This is a genomic window from Vibrio penaeicida, assembly GCF_030689305.1.
In the GTDB taxonomy this organism is placed as follows: domain Bacteria; phylum Pseudomonadota; class Gammaproteobacteria; order Enterobacterales; family Vibrionaceae; genus Vibrio; species Vibrio penaeicida_B.
Map to the genome: position 1 here is coordinate 74787 of NZ_JAUYVM010000012.1, position 21722 is coordinate 96508.

The 21722-nt window shown below is 45.0% G+C and carries 19 protein-coding genes; 18 read left to right on the plus strand and 1 reads right to left on the minus strand.

All coding sequences use genetic code 11. The features are described 5' to 3' along the window. Positions 1-261 precede the first annotated feature (261 nt). From Q8W40_RS18705 to Q8W40_RS18790, 18 genes are all read left to right on the plus strand, one after another. Positions 262-2103 (plus strand): NAD(P)H-dependent oxidoreductase subunit E, encoded by a 1842-nt coding sequence (locus Q8W40_RS18705; protein WP_305399322.1) that lies wholly within the window; start codon positions 262-264, stop codon positions 2101-2103. After that, a complete protein-coding gene (locus tag Q8W40_RS18710; protein ID WP_101114350.1) occupies positions 2100-2804 on the plus strand; it encodes a 2Fe-2S iron-sulfur cluster-binding protein in 705 nt (234 codons plus the stop codon). The genes Q8W40_RS18705 and Q8W40_RS18710 overlap by 4 nt, the downstream gene beginning before the upstream one ends. After that, the gene (locus tag Q8W40_RS18715) at positions 2801-3427 is read left to right on the plus strand and encodes an NADP oxidoreductase (RefSeq protein WP_305399323.1); all 627 of its coding nucleotides are present in this window, start codon (positions 2801-2803) and stop codon (positions 3425-3427) included. The genes Q8W40_RS18710 and Q8W40_RS18715 overlap by 4 nt, the downstream gene beginning before the upstream one ends. A 20-nt stretch (positions 3428-3447) precedes the next feature. Continuing rightward, positions 3448-4914, plus strand: a complete 1467-nt coding sequence (locus Q8W40_RS18720; protein WP_305399325.1) for a Ni/Fe hydrogenase subunit alpha — start codon at positions 3448-3450, stop codon at positions 4912-4914. Next, on the plus strand, positions 4898-5392 hold the full coding sequence (locus Q8W40_RS18725) for a hydrogenase maturation protease (protein WP_305399326.1): 495 nt from the start codon (positions 4898-4900) through the stop codon (positions 5390-5392). The genes Q8W40_RS18720 and Q8W40_RS18725 overlap by 17 nt, the downstream gene beginning before the upstream one ends. A gap of 26 nt (positions 5393-5418) precedes the next feature. Further along, positions 5419-5922 (plus strand): Crp/Fnr family transcriptional regulator, encoded by a 504-nt coding sequence (locus Q8W40_RS18730; protein ID WP_305399328.1) that lies wholly within the window; start codon positions 5419-5421, stop codon positions 5920-5922. A 478-nt stretch (positions 5923-6400) separates the two neighbouring features. Next, on the plus strand, positions 6401-6742 hold the full coding sequence (gene hypA, locus Q8W40_RS18735; protein WP_305399330.1) for a hydrogenase maturation nickel metallochaperone HypA: 342 nt from the start codon (positions 6401-6403) through the stop codon (positions 6740-6742). After that, a complete protein-coding gene (hypB, locus tag Q8W40_RS18740; RefSeq protein WP_305399332.1) occupies positions 6742-7656 on the plus strand; it encodes a hydrogenase nickel incorporation protein HypB in 915 nt (304 codons plus the stop codon). The genes hypA and hypB overlap by 1 nt, the downstream gene beginning before the upstream one ends. Continuing rightward, positions 7623-9161, plus strand: coding sequence for a sigma-54-dependent transcriptional regulator (locus tag Q8W40_RS18745; RefSeq protein WP_305399334.1), 1539 nt, complete (start codon positions 7623-7625; stop codon positions 9159-9161). The genes hypB and Q8W40_RS18745 overlap by 34 nt, the downstream gene beginning before the upstream one ends. 74 nt (positions 9162-9235) lie before the next feature. Beyond that, positions 9236-9526: a HypC/HybG/HupF family hydrogenase formation chaperone gene (locus tag Q8W40_RS18750; RefSeq protein WP_305399335.1), complete on the plus strand. Its 291-nt coding sequence runs from the start codon at positions 9236-9238 to the stop codon at positions 9524-9526. A gap of 19 nt (positions 9527-9545) precedes the next feature. Continuing rightward, a complete protein-coding gene (hypD, locus tag Q8W40_RS18755; RefSeq protein ID WP_305399337.1) occupies positions 9546-10688 on the plus strand; it encodes a hydrogenase formation protein HypD in 1143 nt (380 codons plus the stop codon). A 92-nt stretch (positions 10689-10780) separates the two neighbouring features. Next, positions 10781-11851, plus strand: a complete 1071-nt coding sequence (hypE, locus tag Q8W40_RS18760; RefSeq protein WP_305399338.1) for a hydrogenase expression/formation protein HypE — start codon at positions 10781-10783, stop codon at positions 11849-11851. Positions 11852-11899: 48 nt separating this feature from the next. After that, on the plus strand, positions 11900-12523 hold the full coding sequence (locus Q8W40_RS18765) for a HupE/UreJ family protein (RefSeq protein WP_305399339.1): 624 nt from the start codon (positions 11900-11902) through the stop codon (positions 12521-12523). A 79-nt stretch (positions 12524-12602) separates the two neighbouring features. Next, a complete protein-coding gene (gene hypF / locus Q8W40_RS18770; RefSeq protein WP_305399341.1) occupies positions 12603-14963 on the plus strand; it encodes a carbamoyltransferase HypF in 2361 nt (786 codons plus the stop codon). Between the two features lie 90 nt (positions 14964-15053). Beyond that, on the plus strand, positions 15054-16007 hold the full coding sequence (locus Q8W40_RS18775; protein WP_305399342.1) for an NADH:ubiquinone oxidoreductase: 954 nt from the start codon (positions 15054-15056) through the stop codon (positions 16005-16007). Beyond that, positions 16007-17527, plus strand: coding sequence for a nickel-dependent hydrogenase large subunit (locus Q8W40_RS18780; protein WP_305399343.1), 1521 nt, complete (start codon positions 16007-16009; stop codon positions 17525-17527). Before Q8W40_RS18775 ends, Q8W40_RS18780 begins: the two co-directional genes overlap by 1 nt. An 8-nt stretch (positions 17528-17535) precedes the next feature. After that, a complete protein-coding gene (locus tag Q8W40_RS18785) occupies positions 17536-18009 on the plus strand; it encodes a hydrogenase maturation protease (RefSeq protein ID WP_305399345.1) in 474 nt (157 codons plus the stop codon). Continuing rightward, positions 18002-20194 (plus strand): PAS domain-containing hybrid sensor histidine kinase/response regulator, encoded by a 2193-nt coding sequence (locus Q8W40_RS18790; protein WP_305399347.1) that lies wholly within the window; start codon positions 18002-18004, stop codon positions 20192-20194. Before Q8W40_RS18785 ends, Q8W40_RS18790 begins: the two co-directional genes overlap by 8 nt. A 101-nt stretch (positions 20195-20295) precedes the next feature. Here Q8W40_RS18790 and Q8W40_RS18795 read toward each other — a convergent pair whose 3' ends face one another. Beyond that, a complete protein-coding gene (locus Q8W40_RS18795; protein WP_305399349.1) occupies positions 20296-21501 on the minus strand; it encodes an ROK family transcriptional regulator in 1206 nt (401 codons plus the stop codon). Positions 21502-21722: the final 221 nt, after the last annotated feature.

The window sequence follows — 21722 nt, forward strand, 5'->3', positions numbered from 1 at the left end:
GTGTGGTCATATCTAACTGAATAAATAGAGTTTTAACATTTTATTAACCATTGGCTTACCCTTTGCATAACCACATAACCTAAGGGAAAAACACGTTTATAGCTTTCCTCTAGCCACACTGTTGTTTTTCCTCTAGCCATACTGATTGAGTTTCGTCAGATACTCGAATTAGTAACAGCAAATAAAAATTAAATAAATTGAATTACTGGGAAGTAACGTGGATGAGCCGGTAGCCGGTATTACGTGACAAGGAGTGCACATATGAGCAATGACGTATCTTCAATTTTAAACCATTATCAACATCGCCGAGAAAGGCTAATTGATATGTTATGGCAAGTTCAAAACCAAGACGGATTTATCTCCCCGTCAGCCGTAGAAGAGTTAGCCACTGGTCTAAATCTGTCTTTTCTGGATGTACAGGAAACACTGTCGTTTTACCACTTTTTTCATGACAGACCATCTGGTGAGCACAAGATCTATCTTGCCGATACCGTGATCGCACGTATGAATGGCTACGAATCGGTTCGAAAAGCGCTGGAAGAAGTGGTTGGGTGTCAGTTTGGAGAGGTTTCAGTAGATGGTCGTTTTGGACTCTTCGATACCCACTGTATTGGATTATCTGATCAAGAGCCTGCGATGCTGGTTGATGGCATTCCCTTTACGAACCTTGATCCTGAAAAAGTCCGATCCGTTATCACGGCCTTGCAAAACGGCACTACTGCTCAAGCTTTGGCAAATCCGCAACAGTTACCGGATGATACGATTGAATATATTGAAGCACTAGCGGGGAGTCAGATCCATCAATCGGGTCCGATCTTCTTTCAAGATGATTTTGATATAAAAGCCATTGTGACTGATATTCTCGCTAAGCGTCCTGAAGAGGTGGTTTACTCCACTAGTGCCTCAAAGCTACGTGGTCGTGGTGGTGCTGGTTTCTCTGCCGGATTGAAATGGCAGCTTTGTCGTGACGCGCCAGGGAAGGAAAAGTACCTAATATGTAATGCGGATGAAGGGGAGCCCGGTACCTATAAAGACCGAGTGATATTAACAAAAAGTCCGGAACAAGTGCTTGCAGGTATGATTGTAGCGGCGTATGCCATTGGAGCTAAAGAGGGGATACTTTATCTTCGTTCAGAGTATAGCTATCTGGTGCCATACCTTGAGAAAAAATTGAGTGCTTTGAGAAGCCAGAATTTATTGGGCGATCAAATACAGGGTAGAACGGACTTCAGTTTTGACATTCGCATTCAATTGGGGGCTGGAGCCTACATATGTGGCGATGAGTCTGCACTCATTGAATCTTGTGAGGGAAAACGAGGAACACCTCGAGTTAAACCGCCTTTTCCAGTTCAGCAAGGGTATCTTGGTCAACCCACCGCAGTAAATAATGTAGAAACCTTTGCCACCGTTGCAAGCATTATGCAAAAAGGGGCGAAGTGGTATGAGGCGATGGGAACAAACTCTTCAGCGGGCACTCGATTAATCAGTGTGGCTGGAGATGTAGATAAACCGGGTATCTATGAAATCGAATGGGGTTCGACGCTCTCTGACGTGTTGTCATTAGTCGGTGCACAAAATGCCCGCGCGGTACAAGTCAGTGGCCCTTCCGGTGAATGTGTTTCTGTGTCTAAAGGCGCGCAAAGAACGTTTGACTACAACGATTTGTCGTGTAATGGCTCGGTGATGGTATTCAATCACCAGCGGGATTTGTTGACCATTGTACGTGAGTTTATCCACTTCTTTGTGGAAGAGTCATGTGGGATTTGCGTTCCTTGCCGTGCTGGTAACGTGGCGCTTTACGACAAACTTAATTTAGTCATTGCAGGTCATGCCATTGAGGAAGATCTGGATGAAATTATTGCTTGGTCAAACATCATACGCAGTACAAGCCGTTGTGGTCTGGGTACGACATCTCCTAAACCCATTCTGACAACCCTGAACCAGTTTCCGGAAATCTACCAAGAAAAGCTCACTCTGCAACAAGGCCCTTTATTGGCATCCTTTGATCTCAATGAAGCGATGGAAGGATATGCGGTGGCATCTGACATCCTGATGCCGAAGACAAGGAAAGGCACTGTGGAAGCATCGGAGGCAGTCAAATGACAATTAAACTCACAATTGATGGAAAGACCGTAACCGCGGAAGAAGGACAGGGGTTGATTGATGTAGCCAATGACGCTGGAGTATACATCCCATCATTATGCTACCAACGGGGAAAACCTTGTTTGGGAACGTGTAGGGTCTGTACTTGTAAGGTGAACGGCAATGCGGTCGCGTCATGTACGGTTCCCGTTCAAGATGGGATGGTTGTAGAAGTGGAAGAACCCGAAGTTCAAGATATGCGTAAGGCATTGATTGAATTATTGTTTGTAGAAGGCAAACACAATTGTCCAAGTTGTGAAAAGAGTGGTAGGTGTGATCTTCAGGCTGTCGGTTACGAAGTCGGCATGATGGTGTCTCGCTTTCCATATCGTTTTCCCATCACCGAAAATGATTTCCGCGCCGATAACATTTGGTTAGAGCGTGATCGTTGTATTTTTTGCCAACGCTGTGTCGAGTTTATTCGTGATGAAGAAACTGGGCAGAAAATTTTCAACATCAGTCATCGAGGAGCAAAAGCTCGGATAGAGATAGACGTTGAACTGGCGAATAAAATGAGCGACGAGCAGACGAAATCCGCGATGGATATCTGCCCGGTAGGCTGCATCCTCAAAAAGGCGGTGGGATTTGATGCCCCGATAGGTAAGCGGAAATTCGAGATCGAAACCGTTCGTGAACGCGCTTTAAGAGGAGAGCACAAATGAGTACTAGTAATACCAACGTGATTTACTCTCACGAACTACCGAAAACTCCGCTGGATGCGGAAACGAAGGCACTTCGTGAAGAAAAAATTAAAGTGGCCATGATCGGGTTATGCGGTTGTTGGGGCTGTACTTTGTCTTTCCTCGATATGGATGAACGCATCCTCGGTTTACTGGGAAAAGTAACGATTACTCGTTCATCCATTACTGATGTGAAGCGTATACCAGAGCGATGTGTGATCGGGTTTGTTGAAGGAGGCGTCGCTAACGAAGAGAACATCGAAACGCTTGAGCATTTTCGCGAAAACTGCGATGTCCTTATATCTGTCGGTGCTTGCGCTGTATGGGGCGGTGTTCCGGCTATGCGCAATCAAGTCAGTTTAACCGAATGTTTAGAGGAAGCGTACATTTCTTCAACGACACGTCCACCTGGTTCGGACAACGTCATCCCTCATATTGATGTTCCGCGTATCACAACCAAAGTATACCCCGCGCATCAAGTTGTAAAAATGGATTACTTCATACCCGGCTGCCCACCTGATGGGGACGCCATTTTTAAAGTTTTAGATGATTTCGTGAATGGTCGTGAGATCGACTTACCATCATCGATAAATCGGTATGACTAACACAATGGAAGGGGATTCTCATGAGCAGAACATTGGTGATTGATCCGGTTACCCGAATAGAAGGGCACGGGAAAGTAACACTGCAACTTGATGACAGTAATAAAGTAACAGACGCTAAACTGCAGGTTGTCGAGTTTAGGGGATTTGAGCGATTTATTCAGGGGCACCCATATTGGGAAGCCCCAATGTTGTTACAACGCATTTGTGGTATTTGTTTTGTGAGCCACCATTTGTGTGGCGCGAAAGCACTTGATGACATGGTCGGTGTAGGATTGAGTGATGGCATCCAAATGCTGCCTACGCCAGAAAAAATGCGTCGTTTAGGGCATTACGCTCAACAGTTGCAGTCACATGTTACGGCGTATTTCTATCTGATTGCTCCGGAGATGGTGTTTGGAATTGAAGAGGCACCAGAAAAACGGAATATCTTAGGGCTTGCTGAAGCAAATCCCGATTTAGTTAAAAGAGTGATTGAGCTTCGACGTTGGGGGCAAGAGCTTATTCAGGCGGTATTGGGTAAACGGATGCACGGGATCAGCTCCATTCCAGGAGGCGTAAATAGCAATATGTCTGAGGAACAAAGGGATCGTTTTCTAAGCGGTGACAAAGACATTCTTTCTATCGATCAAGTCATTGATTATGCTCAAGATGCCCTAGATCTTTTCTATGATTACCATGAAAAGCATAGAAAAGAAATTGATAGCTTTGGTGTCGTGGAAGCCTTGGATATGTGTCTTGTTGACGAAAACGGAGACGTTGACTACTACCACGGTACATTGAAAGTTATCGACAAAGACAAGAATACGGTTCTAGAAACGGATTATCATAATTATCTTAATTACTTCTCTGAAGCGACTGAGCCATGGAGCTATATGAAGTTCCCTTATCTTAAGTCTTTGGGTAGAGAATCGGGTTCTGTTCGGGTTGGTCCGCTTGCACGGGTTAACGTAACGCGCCGTTACAACACGCCATTAGCTCAAGAAGCACTGGAAAGCTTTCATAGTTACACACACGGTAAAGCGAATAATATGACGTTACATACCAACTGGGCGAGAGCGATTGAAATTCTTCATTCTGCAGAACTGATTAAAGAGCTGTTGGTTGATCCAGACTTACAAGGCGAGCAACTGATCATCACCCCAGAAAAAGGAGCTTGGACGGGAGAGGGAATCGGAGTTGTTGAAGCACCTCGTGGAACGCTACTTCACCATTATCGTGCTGATGAAGCCGGTAACATGACGTTTGCCAACTTGATCGTCTCTACCACTCAAAATAATCAAGTGATGAACCGAACGGTGCAGTCGGTGGCACAGGACTGGATTTCGGGCAAACCAGAGATCACTGAAGGCATGATGAATGCAATTGAAGTGGGGATTAGAGCATACGATCCTTGTTTAAGTTGTGCGACTCATGCAATGGGGCAAATGCCGTTGAAAGTCTCCCTTATTGATAAATCAGGGAGGCTATTGGATGAAAAATACAGATAGTCCGATACCACTTAACTCGTTTGACCTGATCTATGGAATTGGCAATATCGGTAGGCAAGATGATGGTTTGGGATGGGCTTTTATTGATGACATTGAGGAGAAGCCCGATATCAATGGCGTATTGGTTCGACACTATCAGCTCTTTTTTGAAGACGTGGATTTATTGCGTCGCCACAAAAGAGTGTTGTTTGTTGATGCCACAAAAAGCTCTGATACCAAGAGTTTTTCCCTATCAAGAGTCGAGCCAAGACTGGATGATTCATTTACTTCACATGCCATTACGGTGCAGACCATTTTAGCTCTGTGCCACAACGTGTATCAGTCGTATCCGGATGTTTGGCTGTTAGCGATAAAAGGTGATGAATGGGAGCTTAAACTCGGTCTTACTGAGCGCGCACGGAAAAGGTTAAATCGCGCTATCAATGAAGTGATGACCGTGGGTGTTTATCCGTGCGGGTTGGCAATGGCGAACGTTTAAGTCTTATTAAATTAAGGAGTGAAGTAATGAACAAACCCCAAATAGAGCAAGTAGTGAAGCAGATAATTCAGGCACCGATAGGCTCCTACATTGGAGAGGAGGGAGCACAGGTACTCGCTCAGCGAGCAGCTCGAATTGAACAGCTCAAAGATAGAGCATTTTTATATCATCAGGGAGACTCAGCAAGCAGTTTCTATATGGTCGTAACCGGACGCCTTGGTTTAGTCAGGGAGAACCAGAAAACAGATAAAATTACGCTACTGCATGTACTTGAAGAAGGCGACTTGATTGGTGAACTGAGTTTTATTGATGGTGAACCAAGAAGCGTGTCTGTGCAGGCGCTCGGCGATGCATCTGTCCTGTGCTTTGATCGGCAGGATATTGACTCATTAGTTGATGAGTACCCGAAAGTTATCTTTAACTTTATGCGAGCGATTGTGAAACGGGTCCATCACACGGTGTCAGCTATCGGTCAGCAGCAATCTGAGCTAACACACTATATTGCCACCGGTGGCAGAGGTCGTTCGTAAATCCAGTCTAGCTATCCAACGTTATACAAAGGTAGGTAGCGATATTCACTGTTTATGAAAGTGATGATTTTCCGATATATAGAATTCGCCAACCGAGCCCTTGTACTGATGTTTGGGCTCTTTTCTTATGTTCCTTCCATAAATCTCGGCGTTAGATTGAATATGTCAAGTGAACAGCCTCTTTCCAGTTTTCGTCCAAACTGGAAAGAGGCTGTTCACTCGGAGTAAGTAATATTTTCGATGGGTAAACGGATCAATAAATCCCACAATTGTTAAGTGGGTGTTATTTATTGGTTAAAGAGATGTGTACTATGTATTTACTGGAAATGGCATGATCTTTGTATTGGTCCCTTGGTAATAACGATTCCTAGTAATAACTATTCTTTGGAAATAACTATCTTGCAGGTCAAGGAAGATTTGTCGACAAAAGGGCTTTAACGACATCATCCACGGTCCTGCAACTCTGGAAGGTGTGTCTATGCATGAGATGTCCATTTGTGAAAGCATTGTTCAGACATTGGATCAGCAGGCTCAACAGCAATCATTTTCGAGAGTGAAAACCGTTTGCTTAGAAATTGGTCAGTTAGCCAGTGTGGAGATCGACGCATTAAGGTTTTGCTTTGACGTTGTTGCCAACGACACTATCGCGCATGGTGCGGAATTAATTATCGAGCGGGTTGCGGGAAGTGCTTGGTGTGAGCCCTGCCAGAGGACAGTAGAGCTGGAAGCTCGTTATTCGCCTTGTCAATATTGCGGCTCCTTTGGTTTGCTGCTTACCGGAGGCGATGAGATGCGAATAAAAGAAGTGGAGGTGAACTAATGTGTACTGTATGCGGATGCTCCGACGGTGAAGTGTCGATTGAGAAATCTACGGACGATGATATTCAACATCAGTCCACACACTCACATGAACATCATCATTCACATGATGATCAAACGCATGAGGGCGACATTCATTTTGGTCATGGACCGGCAGGCGCGCATGTACCTGAGCTAAGCCAGTCTAGAATGGTGCAAATCGAGCAGGATATTCTGGGAAAAAATAACCGATATGCTTCGTTAAATCGCCGCCTTTTTACTCAGAAAAGCCAGTTTGTTCTAAATCTGGTATCCAGTCCTGGTTCAGGTAAAACCAGCTTACTCACAGCAACGTTAGAAAGTATCGCCTCTCTTATTCCTACAGCGGTTATTGAAGGCGATCAGCAAACGACAAATGACGCAGAGCGTATTCGATCAACTGGCGTCAAAGCGGTTCAAGTCAATACCGGGAAAGGTTGCCACCTGGATGCGCATATGGTGGGTCACGCATTGGAAACGTTAAAGCTACCGGATTACGGCGTACTCTTTATTGAAAACGTGGGAAACCTAGTTTGTCCAGCTTCATTCGATTTAGGGGAGGCTCACAAAGTCGCGATTCTCTCTATTACGGAAGGTGAGGACAAACCGCTGAAATACCCCGATATGTTTGCGGCTTCTGACCTAATACTGATTAATAAGATTGATCTTCTACCGCACCTTAATTTTGATCTGGATGAATGTATACAGTGCATCAACAGAGTTAATCCCAGCGCAGACATTATTCAAGTGTCTGCCACATCAGGAGTAGGAATGGATCGCTGGTTGAATTGGATTCATCAGCGTCGAAACACTCTATTAATGGAGCGTAAAGATGTGCTCAGTAAACAACTCGAGGAACTCGAGTGTCAATTGGGCACCGTACCGAAGATTCAGTAAGCAAGGCATACATGGACGACTTAAACGAGCCGCGTGACAGTGAACATTTTATTCAGACAGAACGCCCAGTGGTGTTGGTGGTGGATGATGAACGTCTGTCACTACAAGCGCTAAGGCGAAATCTTCAGGACGAGTTTGCCGTGATCACTGCAGAAAGCGTTGAAGAAGCGGAAAAGGCATTATTGGAGATGCCTGTGCAAGTCGTCTTAGCCGATCAGAGAATGCCCAATACTAGTGGTAGTGAGTTTCTCACACAGGTAAGAGAAAAATGGCCAGATGTCGTACGTATGATGATATCTGCTTACACTGAGCCCAATGAGCTCATTCAAAGTATTAACGAAGCAGGGATTTACCAGTTTATTCCCAAGCCTTGGCAACCAGAGCAGTTGCTACTTACCGTGAGAAATGCTTGCTGGCTGTATGCACTGGAAAAAGAAAATGGATTATTGAATCTGGAATTGCGTCGTTCGATTGATTCGGTTCATAAAATTAATCGAGAAAAGCGCCAACGACTCAAACGACATCATAGTTTTGAACAAATTGTCTGTTCACCTGAAAGCCCTATGATGGCTATTTTCGACCAGGTAGAACAAGTTGCACCATTTGATATCCCTGTGCTCATTACTGGGGAGTCGGGAACGGGCAAGGAGCTGATCACGCGCTGCCTTCATTATGCTAGCCATCGTTCTGATCGCCCGTTTCTTACGGAAAACTGCGGGGCGTTGCCTGTTCAATTGCTAGAAAGTGAGCTTTTTGGTCACACCAAGGGGGCATTTACAGGAGCGGCATCAGAACGTACTGGATTACTTGAGCAGGCGAATGGAGGTTCTGTGCTGTTGGATGAAATTGCGGATACGTCTCTGGAGTTTCAAGTTAAATTACTGCGCTTTTTACAGGAGGGTGAGTTGAGACCTCTTGGAAGTAATCGTAGTAGACACGTGAATGTGCGTGTTATTTCGGCGACCAATCGGAATCTCAAAAAAGACGTCAAAGAAGGGCGCTTTAGAGAAGACCTCTACTACCGATTGTCTGCTATGCCAATTCATATCCCATCGTTGCGGGACAGACCAATGGATATTGCTGTTATCGCAGATGCCGTGTTACGCAACACCATGAAAACATATAACAAACAGGTAAAAGGATTTACTAAACAGACGATAGAGTGCATGACGGATTATCACTGGCCTGGGAATGTGCGTGAGCTGGAAAATGAGGTGCGACGTATTTTGGTGTTAGCAAAAAATGACTGGTTGGACGCCGATTTATTGTCTCCTCATGTTATTCAAGGCACCCGGCACATTGAAACCGATGAAGGATCTCTACTAGGGATGGAAGGTAATCTGAAAGACAGAGTTGAAATGTTGGAAGCAAAAATCTTACGTGAAACATTGATAAGACTTAAATGGAATAAAAGTCAGGCTGCGTTAGAGCTTGGTTTATCGCGGGTTGGTCTGAGAGCCAAACTAGACCGCTACGGTCTGGAGCCAAATAAACTCAGTAGTTAACCATACTTTGGTTGTGATACGTAAATTACCAGATCCTAGTCGTCACAAGCCAAGCGTGTTGAGGAGAAATGAATATGTGCCTTGGAATTCCGGGTCAAATTGTCGCTATCGTGGACGAGAAAAATTGCATTGCTACCGTTGATATATCAGGTATTGAACGCTCGGTAAATATCGCATGTATTGTCGAAAATTCTCACGCCTTATCAAACTCTCACGCTTTATCAAACTATGTAGGAAGTTGGGTCTTAGTTCACGTGGGGTTTGCGATGAGCATCATCGATGAGTTAGAAGCGCAGAAAACATTATCGTTGCTTACCGAACTTGGCGAACTGGAAGAAGAAATGAAGGTAATGCAGCAAAATTGATTACCTGTGGAGAAGTGAGATGAAATATGTCGATGAGTTCCGAGATCCAGATAAGGCAAAAGCGATCATTAAAGCGATTCATACAAAAGTTGCCGATATTGAGCGTCATACCCTTTCCAGAGGGGACGTGTTTAAACCTTTACAACTGATGGAGTTTTGTGGAGGGCATACTCATACCCTGTTTAAATATGGTATCGAATCGTTGCTACCTGAAGGGGTAGAAATGGTGCATGGTCCCGGATGTCCTGTATGCGTCTTGCCGATGGGGCGTGTTGATGACTGCATAAATATTGCCAGCTTGCCAAACGTTATATTTACGACCTTCGGTGATGCGATGCGTGTGCCGGGCTCAAAAGGAAGCCTACTTGACGCAAAATCGGCTGGGTATGATATCCGAATGGTTTACTCGCCGTTAGATGCGCTGACACTTGCCAAGCAAAACCCGACTCGTGAAGTGGTTTTTTTTGCACTTGGGTTTGAAACGACAATGCCTAGTACCGCACTGACAGTAAAGCAGGCTGAACGTGAAGGGGTCACTAATTTCTCCTTGTTTTGTAATCACATTACAACGGCACCAACGATAGAAGCAGTATTGAGAGAACCAGACTTACATCTGGATGGTTTTCTAGCCCCAGGTCATGTCAGCATGGTAGTGGGCACTGAACCATTTCAATTCATTGCACAGGATTACTCGAAGCCTATCGTTATCACTGGGTTTGAACCGCTTGATGTTCTCCAATCACTGCTCATGGTAATAACACAAATTTCAGAAGGGCGATGTGAGGTCGAAAACCAATACAGCCGCGTTGTCCACGACAGTGGAAACTATTCAGGGCTAGCAGCGATGGCAGAAGTCTATCAAGCACATAATGTCACGGAGTTGAGAGGCCTAGGTGATATTGGTGAAGCGGGCGTCAAATTAAGTGATAAGTACGCTTTGTGGGATGCGGAACGTAAATTTGCGCTCGTTCAAACAAAGATCGCCGATCCGGAAGCTTGCCAATGTGGGGAAGTCATAAAGGGGCTGATAAAGCCTTGGCAGTGCGAGCTTTACGGAAAAAGCTGTACGCCACAGCACCCAACAGGCGCGTTGATGGTTTCATCGGAAGGTGCATGCGCGGCTTATTATAACCATGGTATCAGAGCCCCAGCACTTGCGTAGTTATGGTGCCAGAGTAGAGTCCCAAACAAAAAATTAGCGCAGAGTAATGTGGCAGTGTCGAACGAACGGTATAGCGGGTATGTGAGGTAAGTATGAAGCAGCAACAAAGTTCAATGGATAGCACGCCATTTCTGGAAGCGATCACGCTGTCTCATGGTAGTGGTGGTAAAGCGATGCGGGACCTAGTTGAAAAAGAGATCGTTGCTGCTTTTGAAAACCCAATATTGGCGCCTCTGGAAGATCAAGCTCGTATTTCGTTGAGCCAGTTAGCAGAGTATGGCGACAGGCTTGCGTTTACGACAGACTCTTTCGTCGTTGATCCAATCTTTTTCCCTGGCGGTGATATAGGCTCTCTGGCGGTGAATGGTACGGTCAATGATCTGGCTATGGGAGGTGCTCAGCCCCTCTATCTTACCTGCGGTTTTATCATTGAAGAGGGTCTACCTCTCGAAACATTTCGCCAGATTGTTGCAAGTATGCGCAGAGCGGCAGATAAGGCAAACGTCGCCATTGTCAGCGGTGACACCAAAGTAGTGCATCGCGGAACAGCAGATAAAATTTTTATTAATACTAGTGGTGTAGGTGTCATTGCACCTGATATAGACATTCGAGCTGATCGGGCGAAACCAGGGGATGTGGTCATCGTCAATGGTTGGGTCGGTGATCATGCTGCCGCCATTATGACAAAAAGAAATGATCTAGCGATCAAAGCCTCCATTACTTCTGATTGCCGTCCACTCACTCGGGAAGTTCAAGCGCTTCACAAAGCATGTCCGGATATTCATTGTCTACGGGATGCGACAAGGGGAGGTTTGGCGACGGTCCTTAATGAATTTGCTCACAGTAGTCAGGTGCGAATTGTACTTGAACAATCCGCTATTCCGGTTCGCCCAGAAGTCAGAGGGTTGTGTGAATTACTTGGTCTTGATCCTTTGTACCTCGCCAATGAAGGCAAGTTTGTGGCTGTTGTTCCCCAAGCTTATGCCGACGACTGTGTAGCGGTGTTGAGACGAATAGAAGGTGCAGAGCAAACGGCCATTATTGGCAAAATCGAAGCAGTTGCTCAACATCAACCTAAACCTGCGGTGACAACGATAACACCACTGGGCAGTGAGCGTCTGCTTGATATGCTGGTTGGCGATCAGCTCCCACGGATTTGTTGAACGCAGGATATAAACATCAATATATATACCTAACAAGGAGTTATCACAATGAAGTGGAATCAACTGGCAGTTAAATTAGGCGCGGTGTTTACCGTTTTTTTCTCGGGAATGGTCTTTGCACACGATGCGACGGGTAATATGGGCAGTATTGCTGCAGGAGTACTTCACCCCTTAACCGGACTCGATCACGCACTCGTGATGATAGCGGTTGGTGGGTGGGCGGCTCAACTCGCTTATCAGCAGCACAATACCAGCGTACTCTGGAAGGTACCAGTGGCCTTTGTACTGGCAATGACCGTTTCAGCACTGCTTGCTATGGTGGGTGTTGGGATCTCAGCAAGCATTGTTGAACCCGGAATTGGATTATCAGCTGTACTGATTGGGTTATTGTTGACTGCTGGTCTCAATGTCAGTGCTAGATTTGGAGCACTTATCGTTGCGGGTTTTGCGGTTTTTCATGGTCTTGCTCATGGTGCGGAAATTCCGTTTGAAGCAGGGGTAATAGGTTATTGCTTAGGCTTTATTTTTTCAACGGCACTATTGCATGCAATCGGGGCTATTTTGTTTAGTTTCATGCTTCCGAGACAAGACAAAAACCGTCATGTAGGGCATTTTACCAAGATTATTGGCGTGGCTATATCATTAAGTGGTGTTTATTCACTCTCAGTGTAGTAAGTGGTATGTATTCATTTACTGTGCCGGACGTGTCGATGTGCGTTGTATTCTCACGACATAACGGAGAGGGGAGTGCATGAAAGGTGAACGCTTGCGAGTGATTGGTGTAGTGCAAGGAGTGGGGTTTCGTCCTACTGTCTGGCGTATTGCTAACAATATGCGGCTTAACGGACAAGTGTTTAATGACGGTGAAGGTGTGCTTATTGAATTGTGGAATAGTAAAGCTAGCCACGATACGTTTATTGCTGAACTTCATCGTCAATGCCCCCCTTTGGCAAACATAGAAAGCATAGACCGTATTATCATCGAACAGGAAAACTGTCCCGTCGGTTTTAGTATCTCTACGAGCCAGTCTAGCGCCAACATCACCGCTGGAGTCCCTGCTGATGCGGCCATGTGTGAAGCCTGTGCCAAAGAAATATCAGACCCAAGCCAACGACGATATCGTTATCCCTTTACCAACTGCACCCATTGCGGTCCTCGCCTCTCTATTATCAAATCCATGCCGTATGACCGTCCGCTGACAAGCATGGCGGTCTTTCCGCTTTGTGAAGCTTGCAATCACGAATACACGGATCCCGTAGATCGACGCTTTCATGCTCAGCCTGTCGCCTGTCCAGAGTGTGGTCCGAGCGTGTGGTTATGCGATCAGTCGGGAGATTCCTTGGTATTCGAAAACAGTGATGGTATTGAAGAATTGGGCAAGAGGATCATTGAAGGTCAAATTGCTGCTGTAAAAGGGGTAGGCGGGTTTCACCTGGTCTGCGATGCAACCAACAACACTGTGGTTGAGACATTAAGAGTTCGCAAACTTAGACCAGCTAAACCTTTTGCGATCATGATGAGTGAGCTGAATATGGTTCGTCACTATTGTCACATTACGCCAGAAAGTGAACGTCTTGTGAAAAGCAGTGCCGCTCCGATTGTTTTACTTCCTCAAAAACATTCTCTTTCATACGAGAGGGCAGGGTTAAAGAAAATTAGTGAGCACGTTGCTCCTAACTTGAATGAAATTGGAGTTATGTTACCTAATACTCCGTTGCACTTAATGTTGATGCGCCACGTTGAACGCCCTTTAATCATGACATCTGCCAATATCAGCGGAAATCCTCAGTGTACAGATAACGCGCAGGCGTTGAGTGACCTCTCGGATATTGCGGATGTGTGGTTGATGCATGATCGAGACATCGTTACTCGTGTGGATGATTCCGTTGCACGTCAAACCCATTTAGGAGTACAGCTCTTACGCCGTGCAAGGGGGTACGCTCCATTACCAATCCAAGTTCCTGAAGGATTCGAAAACACTGGTTCAGTGTTGGCCGTTGGCGGGCAAGTAAAAAATACTTTCTGTATGCTGACGTCAAAGGGGGCAGTACTAAGTCAGTACATTGGCGATTTAGAAAGTCATCGCGTTTGGCAGGATTTTCTTTCCATGATTGAGCATTATAAAGCGTTGTTTCAGTTTTCGCCGACGATTCTGGCTCATGATTCACATCCGGAATATATAGCATCAAAATATGCCAATAGCCTAAACGAGAATATCGCCAGCGGTCTGAAACCGGTCAACGTTGTTTCGGTACAGCACCATCATGCCCACATTGTGAGTTGCTTAGCGGAAAATCGAATTCCATTGCAACACCCTGAAGTGCTGGGTGTGGTATTTGATGGGATAGGTTACGGAGATGACAGCACGCTTTGGGGAGGGGAATTTTTTAAGGCAGATTACGCTGGATATTCGCGCTTAGCACACTTAGACACTATCCCTTTAATTGGTGGTGCTCAGGCGGTCACCCAACCATGGCGAAATTTGTTGGCGTGGCTTGACCGATACTCGATAGACTTTTCCTATATCAATGATTGGGAAGCGGCCGCGTCGCTCAATGAGCAACCACTCGAAACACTACGGAGTATGGTCACTAACCAACTCAACTGCCCGAAAACCAGCTCTGTAGGGCGTTTGTTTGATGCTGTTGCTGCTGCGTTGTCACTCACTCCGACATCAACAAGCTACGAAGGTGAAGCGGCAATGCTACTGGAAGCCTGTGCCTTACAAGGTCAACCTGAGGATATTGCGTATCCGTTTGAATGGCGAATTGATAACAACCTGATCGTTAGCTCGGAGCCAATGTGGAGAGCATTGATTGATGATTTGCATTCCGGCACAAGCAAAGCGGATATCGCAAAACGATTTCATATTGGATTAGCCCACGCGGTGCTAGCAACGGTGCTCAAACTTTGTGAGCAATTTGACCAAACTCCATGCATTGTTCTTACTGGTGGCGTGTTTCAGAATAATCTCTTGCTTGAATGCACCTATACTTTGCTTACAACTCATGGATTCACGGTACTCACCCACCAGTACGTGCCAGCTAATGATGGCGGCTTAGCTTTAGGTCAGGCATTCGTTGCTGCTGCTCATAAATTAAGAAATGGCTGAGAATAACGCATTTCTATTAACTACTTCATGGATTAAATGGGATAAAAAAGTCTTGGGATAAACTCAAGAAAATGAGTAAGGAGAAACAGCATGGAAAATAAGGAAATGACCATTCTGTGGTTTCAAACAGGAAGTTGTGGTGGAGATACTATGGCGTTGTTAAACGCTGATCGCCCCTCTTTCGTCAATCTCTTGGAAACGTATCGACTGCGCTTGCTCTGGCAACCTTCACTCTCTCTTTCTATAGAACAAGATCTGGATGAAGTGATTGAAGATATTTTGAGTGGTAAACAAGCTCTAGATATTTTGTGTGTTGAAGGTAGCATCATTACGGCACCTGATGGGACCGGAATGTTTGATCAATACCGTAAAAAGTCCAAAAAAGAGTGGGTGACTCGTCTGGCCGATAAAGCAAGATATGTTGTTGCAATGGGAACGTGCGCAGCGTTTGGAGGTGTACATGCCGCTCCCCCTAACCCCTCAGACTGTGTTGGTTTACAATTTACTAAAGATAGTATGGGAGGACTGTTACCACCAGAGTGGCGTTCAGGAGCCTATTTCCCGGTAATTAACATTGCAGGTTGCCCAGCGCATCCTAATACGATCACGAAAACGCTGGCGATGATTGCTAGTGGTATCGTACTTCAGCTTGATGAGCTGAATCGGCCCCGAGAGTTTTTCAGCACTCTTGTACATCAAGGATGCACTAGAAATGAGTATCACGAATATGATGTAGAGGAAGAAGAACTCGGGTCAAATGGTTGTATGTATTTTAATCTTGGTTGCAAGGGACCGTATACGCAAGCCACTTGCAATACTGACCTTTGGAATGGCAAAAGCAGCAAAACTAGAGCTGGCGTGCCTTGTTTTGGTTGTACTTCTCCTCAATTTCCTAGCGACGAAGATATGTTTCATACTGAAAAGCTGGGGCCGATCCCTGTTAAGTTACCCGTTGGTGTAGAGCGAGCTAATTACATGGCATATAAGAATTTAGCCAAAGCGGCTGCGCCGACGCGCGTCAAAAAAAGAGAAATGGAGCCATGATGGTCAGACGCACATTGAATATTGATCTCAACAGAGTCGAAGGCGATTTGGAGCTTGAGTTGGATATTGAAGATAACGTGGTGGTCGATGCTAGATGCGTTGGCGTGATGTATCGGGGGTTCGAGCAAATTATGATAGGCAGGACGCCTCGTGATGCTGCGGTGATCACTCCAAGAGTTTGCGGTATTTGCGGTACCGCACATCTTTATGCCGCCACATTAGCACTAGAACAAATTTGGCAAACCCCAGTGCCAGATAATGCTATGCGCATTCGTAGCTTATGTTTACTGGCTGAAAGTGTTCAAAATGATATTCGCCAGTCTTTTCTTATGTTTTTAGTCGATTTTTGTCATCCGTCATATCAGCATCATGCGCTGTACGCAGATATTATGTCTAAATTCGAACCGTTTAAAGGGGAGCACCACTTAGAGGCATTGGCCTATTCTCGCGACATTATCGGTGTCGTCGCACTGTTTGGGGGACAATGGCCGCACTCTTCATTTATTTTACCCGGGGGCGTGGTCAGTAAGCCTACTATACGTAAACTGATTGAGGCAAAAGACACCGTTGTTAATCTTGTTCGTTGGTACGAACGCAGTGTAACAGGGTTGGCGTTGGATAAGTGGCTTACGCTAACGGATCGTCAAGGACTGTTTCAGTTGTTAGATGAATCAAACAATTTTCGTCAATCAGCGACGGGGTTGTTTACTCGCTTCGCCAGAGAGCTGAACTTGCACCAGTTAGGTATAGGAGTGGAGAATATGCTGAGTTATGGTGCGGTTTGTGACGCTGATAGCCCTCAAGATGTGGTATTTCCTCCCGGGTATTATAGTACGACAAATGGCGAAATTCGCGACTTTGATCAGAGCCTGATTAACGAGCATGTTCGTCATTCTTGGTTCAAACCCTATAAAAACGGTAAGCATCCATCAAATGGGGAGACTCTTCCTGACTTCCAGCCAGACAGCGACCGATATACCTGGGCAAAAGCTCCTCGGTATGGAAACGAAGTTGTGCAAACTGGTCCAATGGCAGAACTTTTCATTGGTGAAGATAAGCTCATTCAATCGCTCTTCCAAGAGGAAGGGGCATCCACTTGGTTACGTCAGTTTTCGCGCCTACGTCGTATAGGGCACAGCCTCAATCAAATGCTGCGGCTAGTTGACTCTCTGATTGATAACCTTGCAGGCGATCATTTCATTCCACCCAATCCGCAATCAGAAACGGATGGTCAGGGCTATGGTCTAGTTCAGGCCGCCAGAGGTGGGTTAGGTCATTGGGTAAGCATCAAGGATGGCGTTGTTAATCGATATCAAATTATCACCCCCACTGCATGGAATGCGTCCCCTAAAGATACTCAGGGTCAGCATGGACATTGGGAACAAAGCTTGCTTGGATTACCAGTTGAGGATACCAAATCACCCGTATTGATTGGGCATGTTATTCGATCTCATGACCCGTGTTTGGTGTGTACGGTTCATATGTTACCAGATAGACGTAAGATTCACTTTGGGATGTGAGGAGCAATATGTTGCATGTTCTTTGTTTTGGAAATCGATTACATGGTGATGATGGTGTCGGACCAATGGTGGCTTCTCATCTACTAGACGAAAATCTGCCTACTCAGATGAAAGTATTTGATTGTGGAGTGGTAGGTTTAAATGCCCTCCCATTTTTTTCAGGTTGTAGCTATGTACTCATGATAGATGCTTATGATTTAGGAGATGCTGCTGGTAGCTGGAGATACCTTGACGTCAATGAAGTCATCAATATAGACAACCAAGTTGAAGACCATAATGGTGGGCTGAGTTATTTATTAAATGCTGTGAAAGTACTAGTTGACCCCTGTCCTGAGTTGGCGCTAATAGGAGTGCAAATAGAAAGTGTCAGAAGTTTTCACCTTGAGCTATCTGCCTCCGTTGAAAGTGCAATCGACACAGTGAAAAAAGAGGTACTTCGGGTAGCGCATTGTAGATCACAAACAGCAAGAAATCATGAATGACTCTCAGGGCAACGTGAGTATTGGTGTGAATAAAGATGCTGAACAGGAGCTGAAGCAGTTAAAGCAAGAAATTGATGCACTTTACGCTGCCGGGACAGCCAAAGAGCAGCAGTTACTGGCTGTAACAAAAGCGATGGATGAAATTCTGCTGGAAATGGAATACCAGCAGAATGCACTGAAAAAGAAAAACAAACAACTCTTGGAGTTGAATGCTTACATTCGCAGCATCAATGATACGATGGACAGCTTGTTAATTGTTGCGGATCGAAATGGCATTGTTACTCAAATTAATCGTGTATTTTCGGAGCACCTTGGTTGGGGGGAAATAAGTTTAGGGACATTGAATGTTGATGAGATTGTACCCACCGACGCGTTTGAGAATATCGGACAAATAGAGCCGAATAGCACTAGCATCTCTAATCTCGTATACACCATTAATCGTCTCAGCCATTTAGAGATAGAAAGTCGGTTATATCGCAGTGATGGAACGTTAACTGTCGCGGTCTATCTAATTAAGGGAGAGCAGTTCTACAGCCACCAAGGGAAGTTGCAAGGTGTACTCCTGACAGCAACGGATGTTTCTGAATTGCGCCAACGCGAAGTGGCACTTCAGAAAAGTGAAGAAGCGTTACAACATGCCAAACAAGAGGCTGAAGCAGCCAACCAAGCTAAAGGACAGTTTCTAGCGAATATGAGCCACGAAATTCGCACACCACTCAATGCCATCATCGGTTTTACCACTCTCTGCTTGAGGGATAACCTCAGTGAAGAACAGAGGGACTACCTTTATAAAGTGGATGTCGCATCTCATTCATTAGCTCACCTCATTAGTGACGTTCTCGATCTATCTAAGATAGAAGCGGGGAAACTGGAGCTTGAAAAAACATCCTTTAACTTAAAGCAAGTGGTCGATAACGTCAGTCACGTGCTCAATTTAGAAGTTGCTCAACGTCAAATTGCTTTTCGCATTCATATTGATGGTAATGTTCCGCCCTTTCTGATCGGAGATGCATTGCGGCTGCAGCAAGTGTTAGTCAATTTAGTAGGGAACGCTGTAAAGTTTACGAATCGCGGTGAAGTGAGTTTAGATGTGATTGCAACCAATCATTCGGATGCGATAGCTAACCTGAATTTCATTATCAACGACACTGGCATTGGTATGACAGAGGAACAACTATCGACGCTCTTTAACCAATACCAGCAGGCCGACATCGCTACAACTCGAAAATATGGTGGGACGGGATTAGGATTAGTGATTAGCCAACAACTTGCAAAATTGATGCAAGGGCAGATAGAAATTAGCAGTGAATTTGGTAAGGGAACCCAATGTCGATTTACCGCGATATTAGAAGTCGAGAAGTGTCAATATCCGAACGAAACAGCTTTAGATAGTGAAAAAGCTCAGGAGCGTAATCAAGCATTGCGTGGTAGAAAGGTATTGGCGGTTGATGACAACAACATGAACCTCGACATGATTTCAGCATTGCTTGAAAGTTTCGAAATGATTGTCAGCATCGTCCGAAGTGGTGAAGAAGCGTTAGACAAAGTGTATAAAGAACGTTTTGACGTAATCCTGATGGACATCAGAATGGAAGGTCTGAATGGGTTGGAAACGACCCGAAAACTCCGGAGCCTCCCGTATGGAAACGAGCTTTATATTGTTGGATTATCGGCAAATACCACCATTGAAATACAGAAACAATGCCGCGCCGCAGGAATGAATGACTTCGTCCCTAAACCAATTGATCTTACACATTTGACCAGTGCCCTATCTAAGGGGTTATCTCAAAGAAGAACAGTTAGACATAGCCAAGAATGGCAAGATGTGCCGCATAAAGGTCAGCTATTTTCCCCTGACCTTGCTATTGCGCGTATGGGGGGCAACAAGCGTGTTTATCTAAAACTAATGCAGCAGTACCTATTGGATCTTAATGAAGTATCTATTGAAATAAAACAAGTGGAAGAACAACCAGACCTCATGGTGGATTTGTTACATGATTTAGCTGGCACCAGTGCCACGGCCGGTGCTGACGGTCTATCGCAATTATGCAAAGACGCAGAACGAAAGATAAAAAACCGAGAATTTGAGTCTGCGTCAATATGTCTGCGAGAAATCGAAAAACAAAGGGAAAGAACACGATCAGAGATCGCAGTCTATTTAAAAAAAGAAAGAGGCGAAGTTTAATTTCACGCCCAACATATTTAAATCAATGTTATAAACTTTAGAGGGTGTTGCCCTTTTTCAGTTAAATTTTGTGCGAATTAATTTAACCCTAATTCTACCAGTTAGCCTGTAAAACCAAGATGGGTTGTTGGGATCAGCAGCTCGTTAGACATAACCAAGTGGTAATTACCTTTGTGAACAATATCTTCAGAGCCTGCATCAAGCAAAATCGTTAAGTGATGGGCCAAATCTGGCAGAAGCCTTTTCGTTGTGTTGAGCGTAACATCATCTAAGAAACCTTGACCGAGTGCCGCAAGTTCGTCGCCAATAACGATGAAGTCTGGGTTGAGCTGATTCACAATATTGATTAGTCCATGCGATAAACAGACTGCGAGGTGATGAACGGCACTTTTCGCATCGACATCGCCTTCATGAAATTTTGATATCACAGATTCTAGTGTGACCGATTGGCTTTGGGTTAAATCTTCGTAGTGTTGAATCAGTGCCTTGCTTGAACAATACAGTTCTAAGCAACCAATGTTCCCGCACTTACATTCCTCTCCCTGAAAGTTAATCGAAGTGTGACCAATTTCCCCAGCAGAACCAAGACTACCGTGATACACCTGACCATCAATAACAAGACCAGAACCCACCCCCTGACCCAGAGAAACATAGAGCAAGGCTGTTGGTGAATATTGTGCACGCAGTTCTTTCCATACCGACAATGACGCAGCTTTCGCATCGTGGCTGGCGTAAATAGGGCAGTCTTCAAAAGTCTCTTCCAAATAGGCAATAAAGTCGAAGTCTTGCCAATTTTTTGTGTCTGTCATGAGCATCATTCGATGATCCGACTCTAAAAAAGGACCAGGCATGGCGACGCCAATCCCCAATAATTCTATTTGGTGCGCTACTTTGATCTCTTTGACGAGTGAAATGATGTCGTTGGCAACCACGCTAAAGTTTAAATCGTGGTCGATAGGATGAGTTTGCGTATGGATAAGTTTTCCAGATAAATCAAAAATAGAAATCGAGAAGTTCAGGCGTTGCAACCTAATCGATAAGATTTTTAGGTACTGTTCATTGAAGCCTAAATCGATTGAACGCCGACCTCGCGCCGCTTTTTGGGTTCCGATTTCAACAATTATGCCTTCCTCAATAAGAGGTTTGATTGCGCGGGTTACGGTTGCCTGATCTAATCCAACGGATTGACTTATTTCCTTGCGCGAGCAGCTTCCGTTTTGGTGCAGGGCGGTAAGGATAACGCGTTTGTTGTGGCTTTGAACGTCGTCCATGGACACACCAACACCACCGCGTAGAGATCTTTTCATCGTTTAAAACCTTAATCTGCTTCTATTGTTATGGATATCAATGGATTAATAAGTACATGACCAATTGAGCTGTAAACCCATTTAAATCAACGGGTTATCCGTATTCTTTTAAGTATCTAACAGAGAGAGTGTGAGCGCAATCTCAAGTTAACCATACTATATTTGTTCTCTACAATTAAATAGCCTAATTTAATTGCACCTAACAATTAAATGAAGTGTGA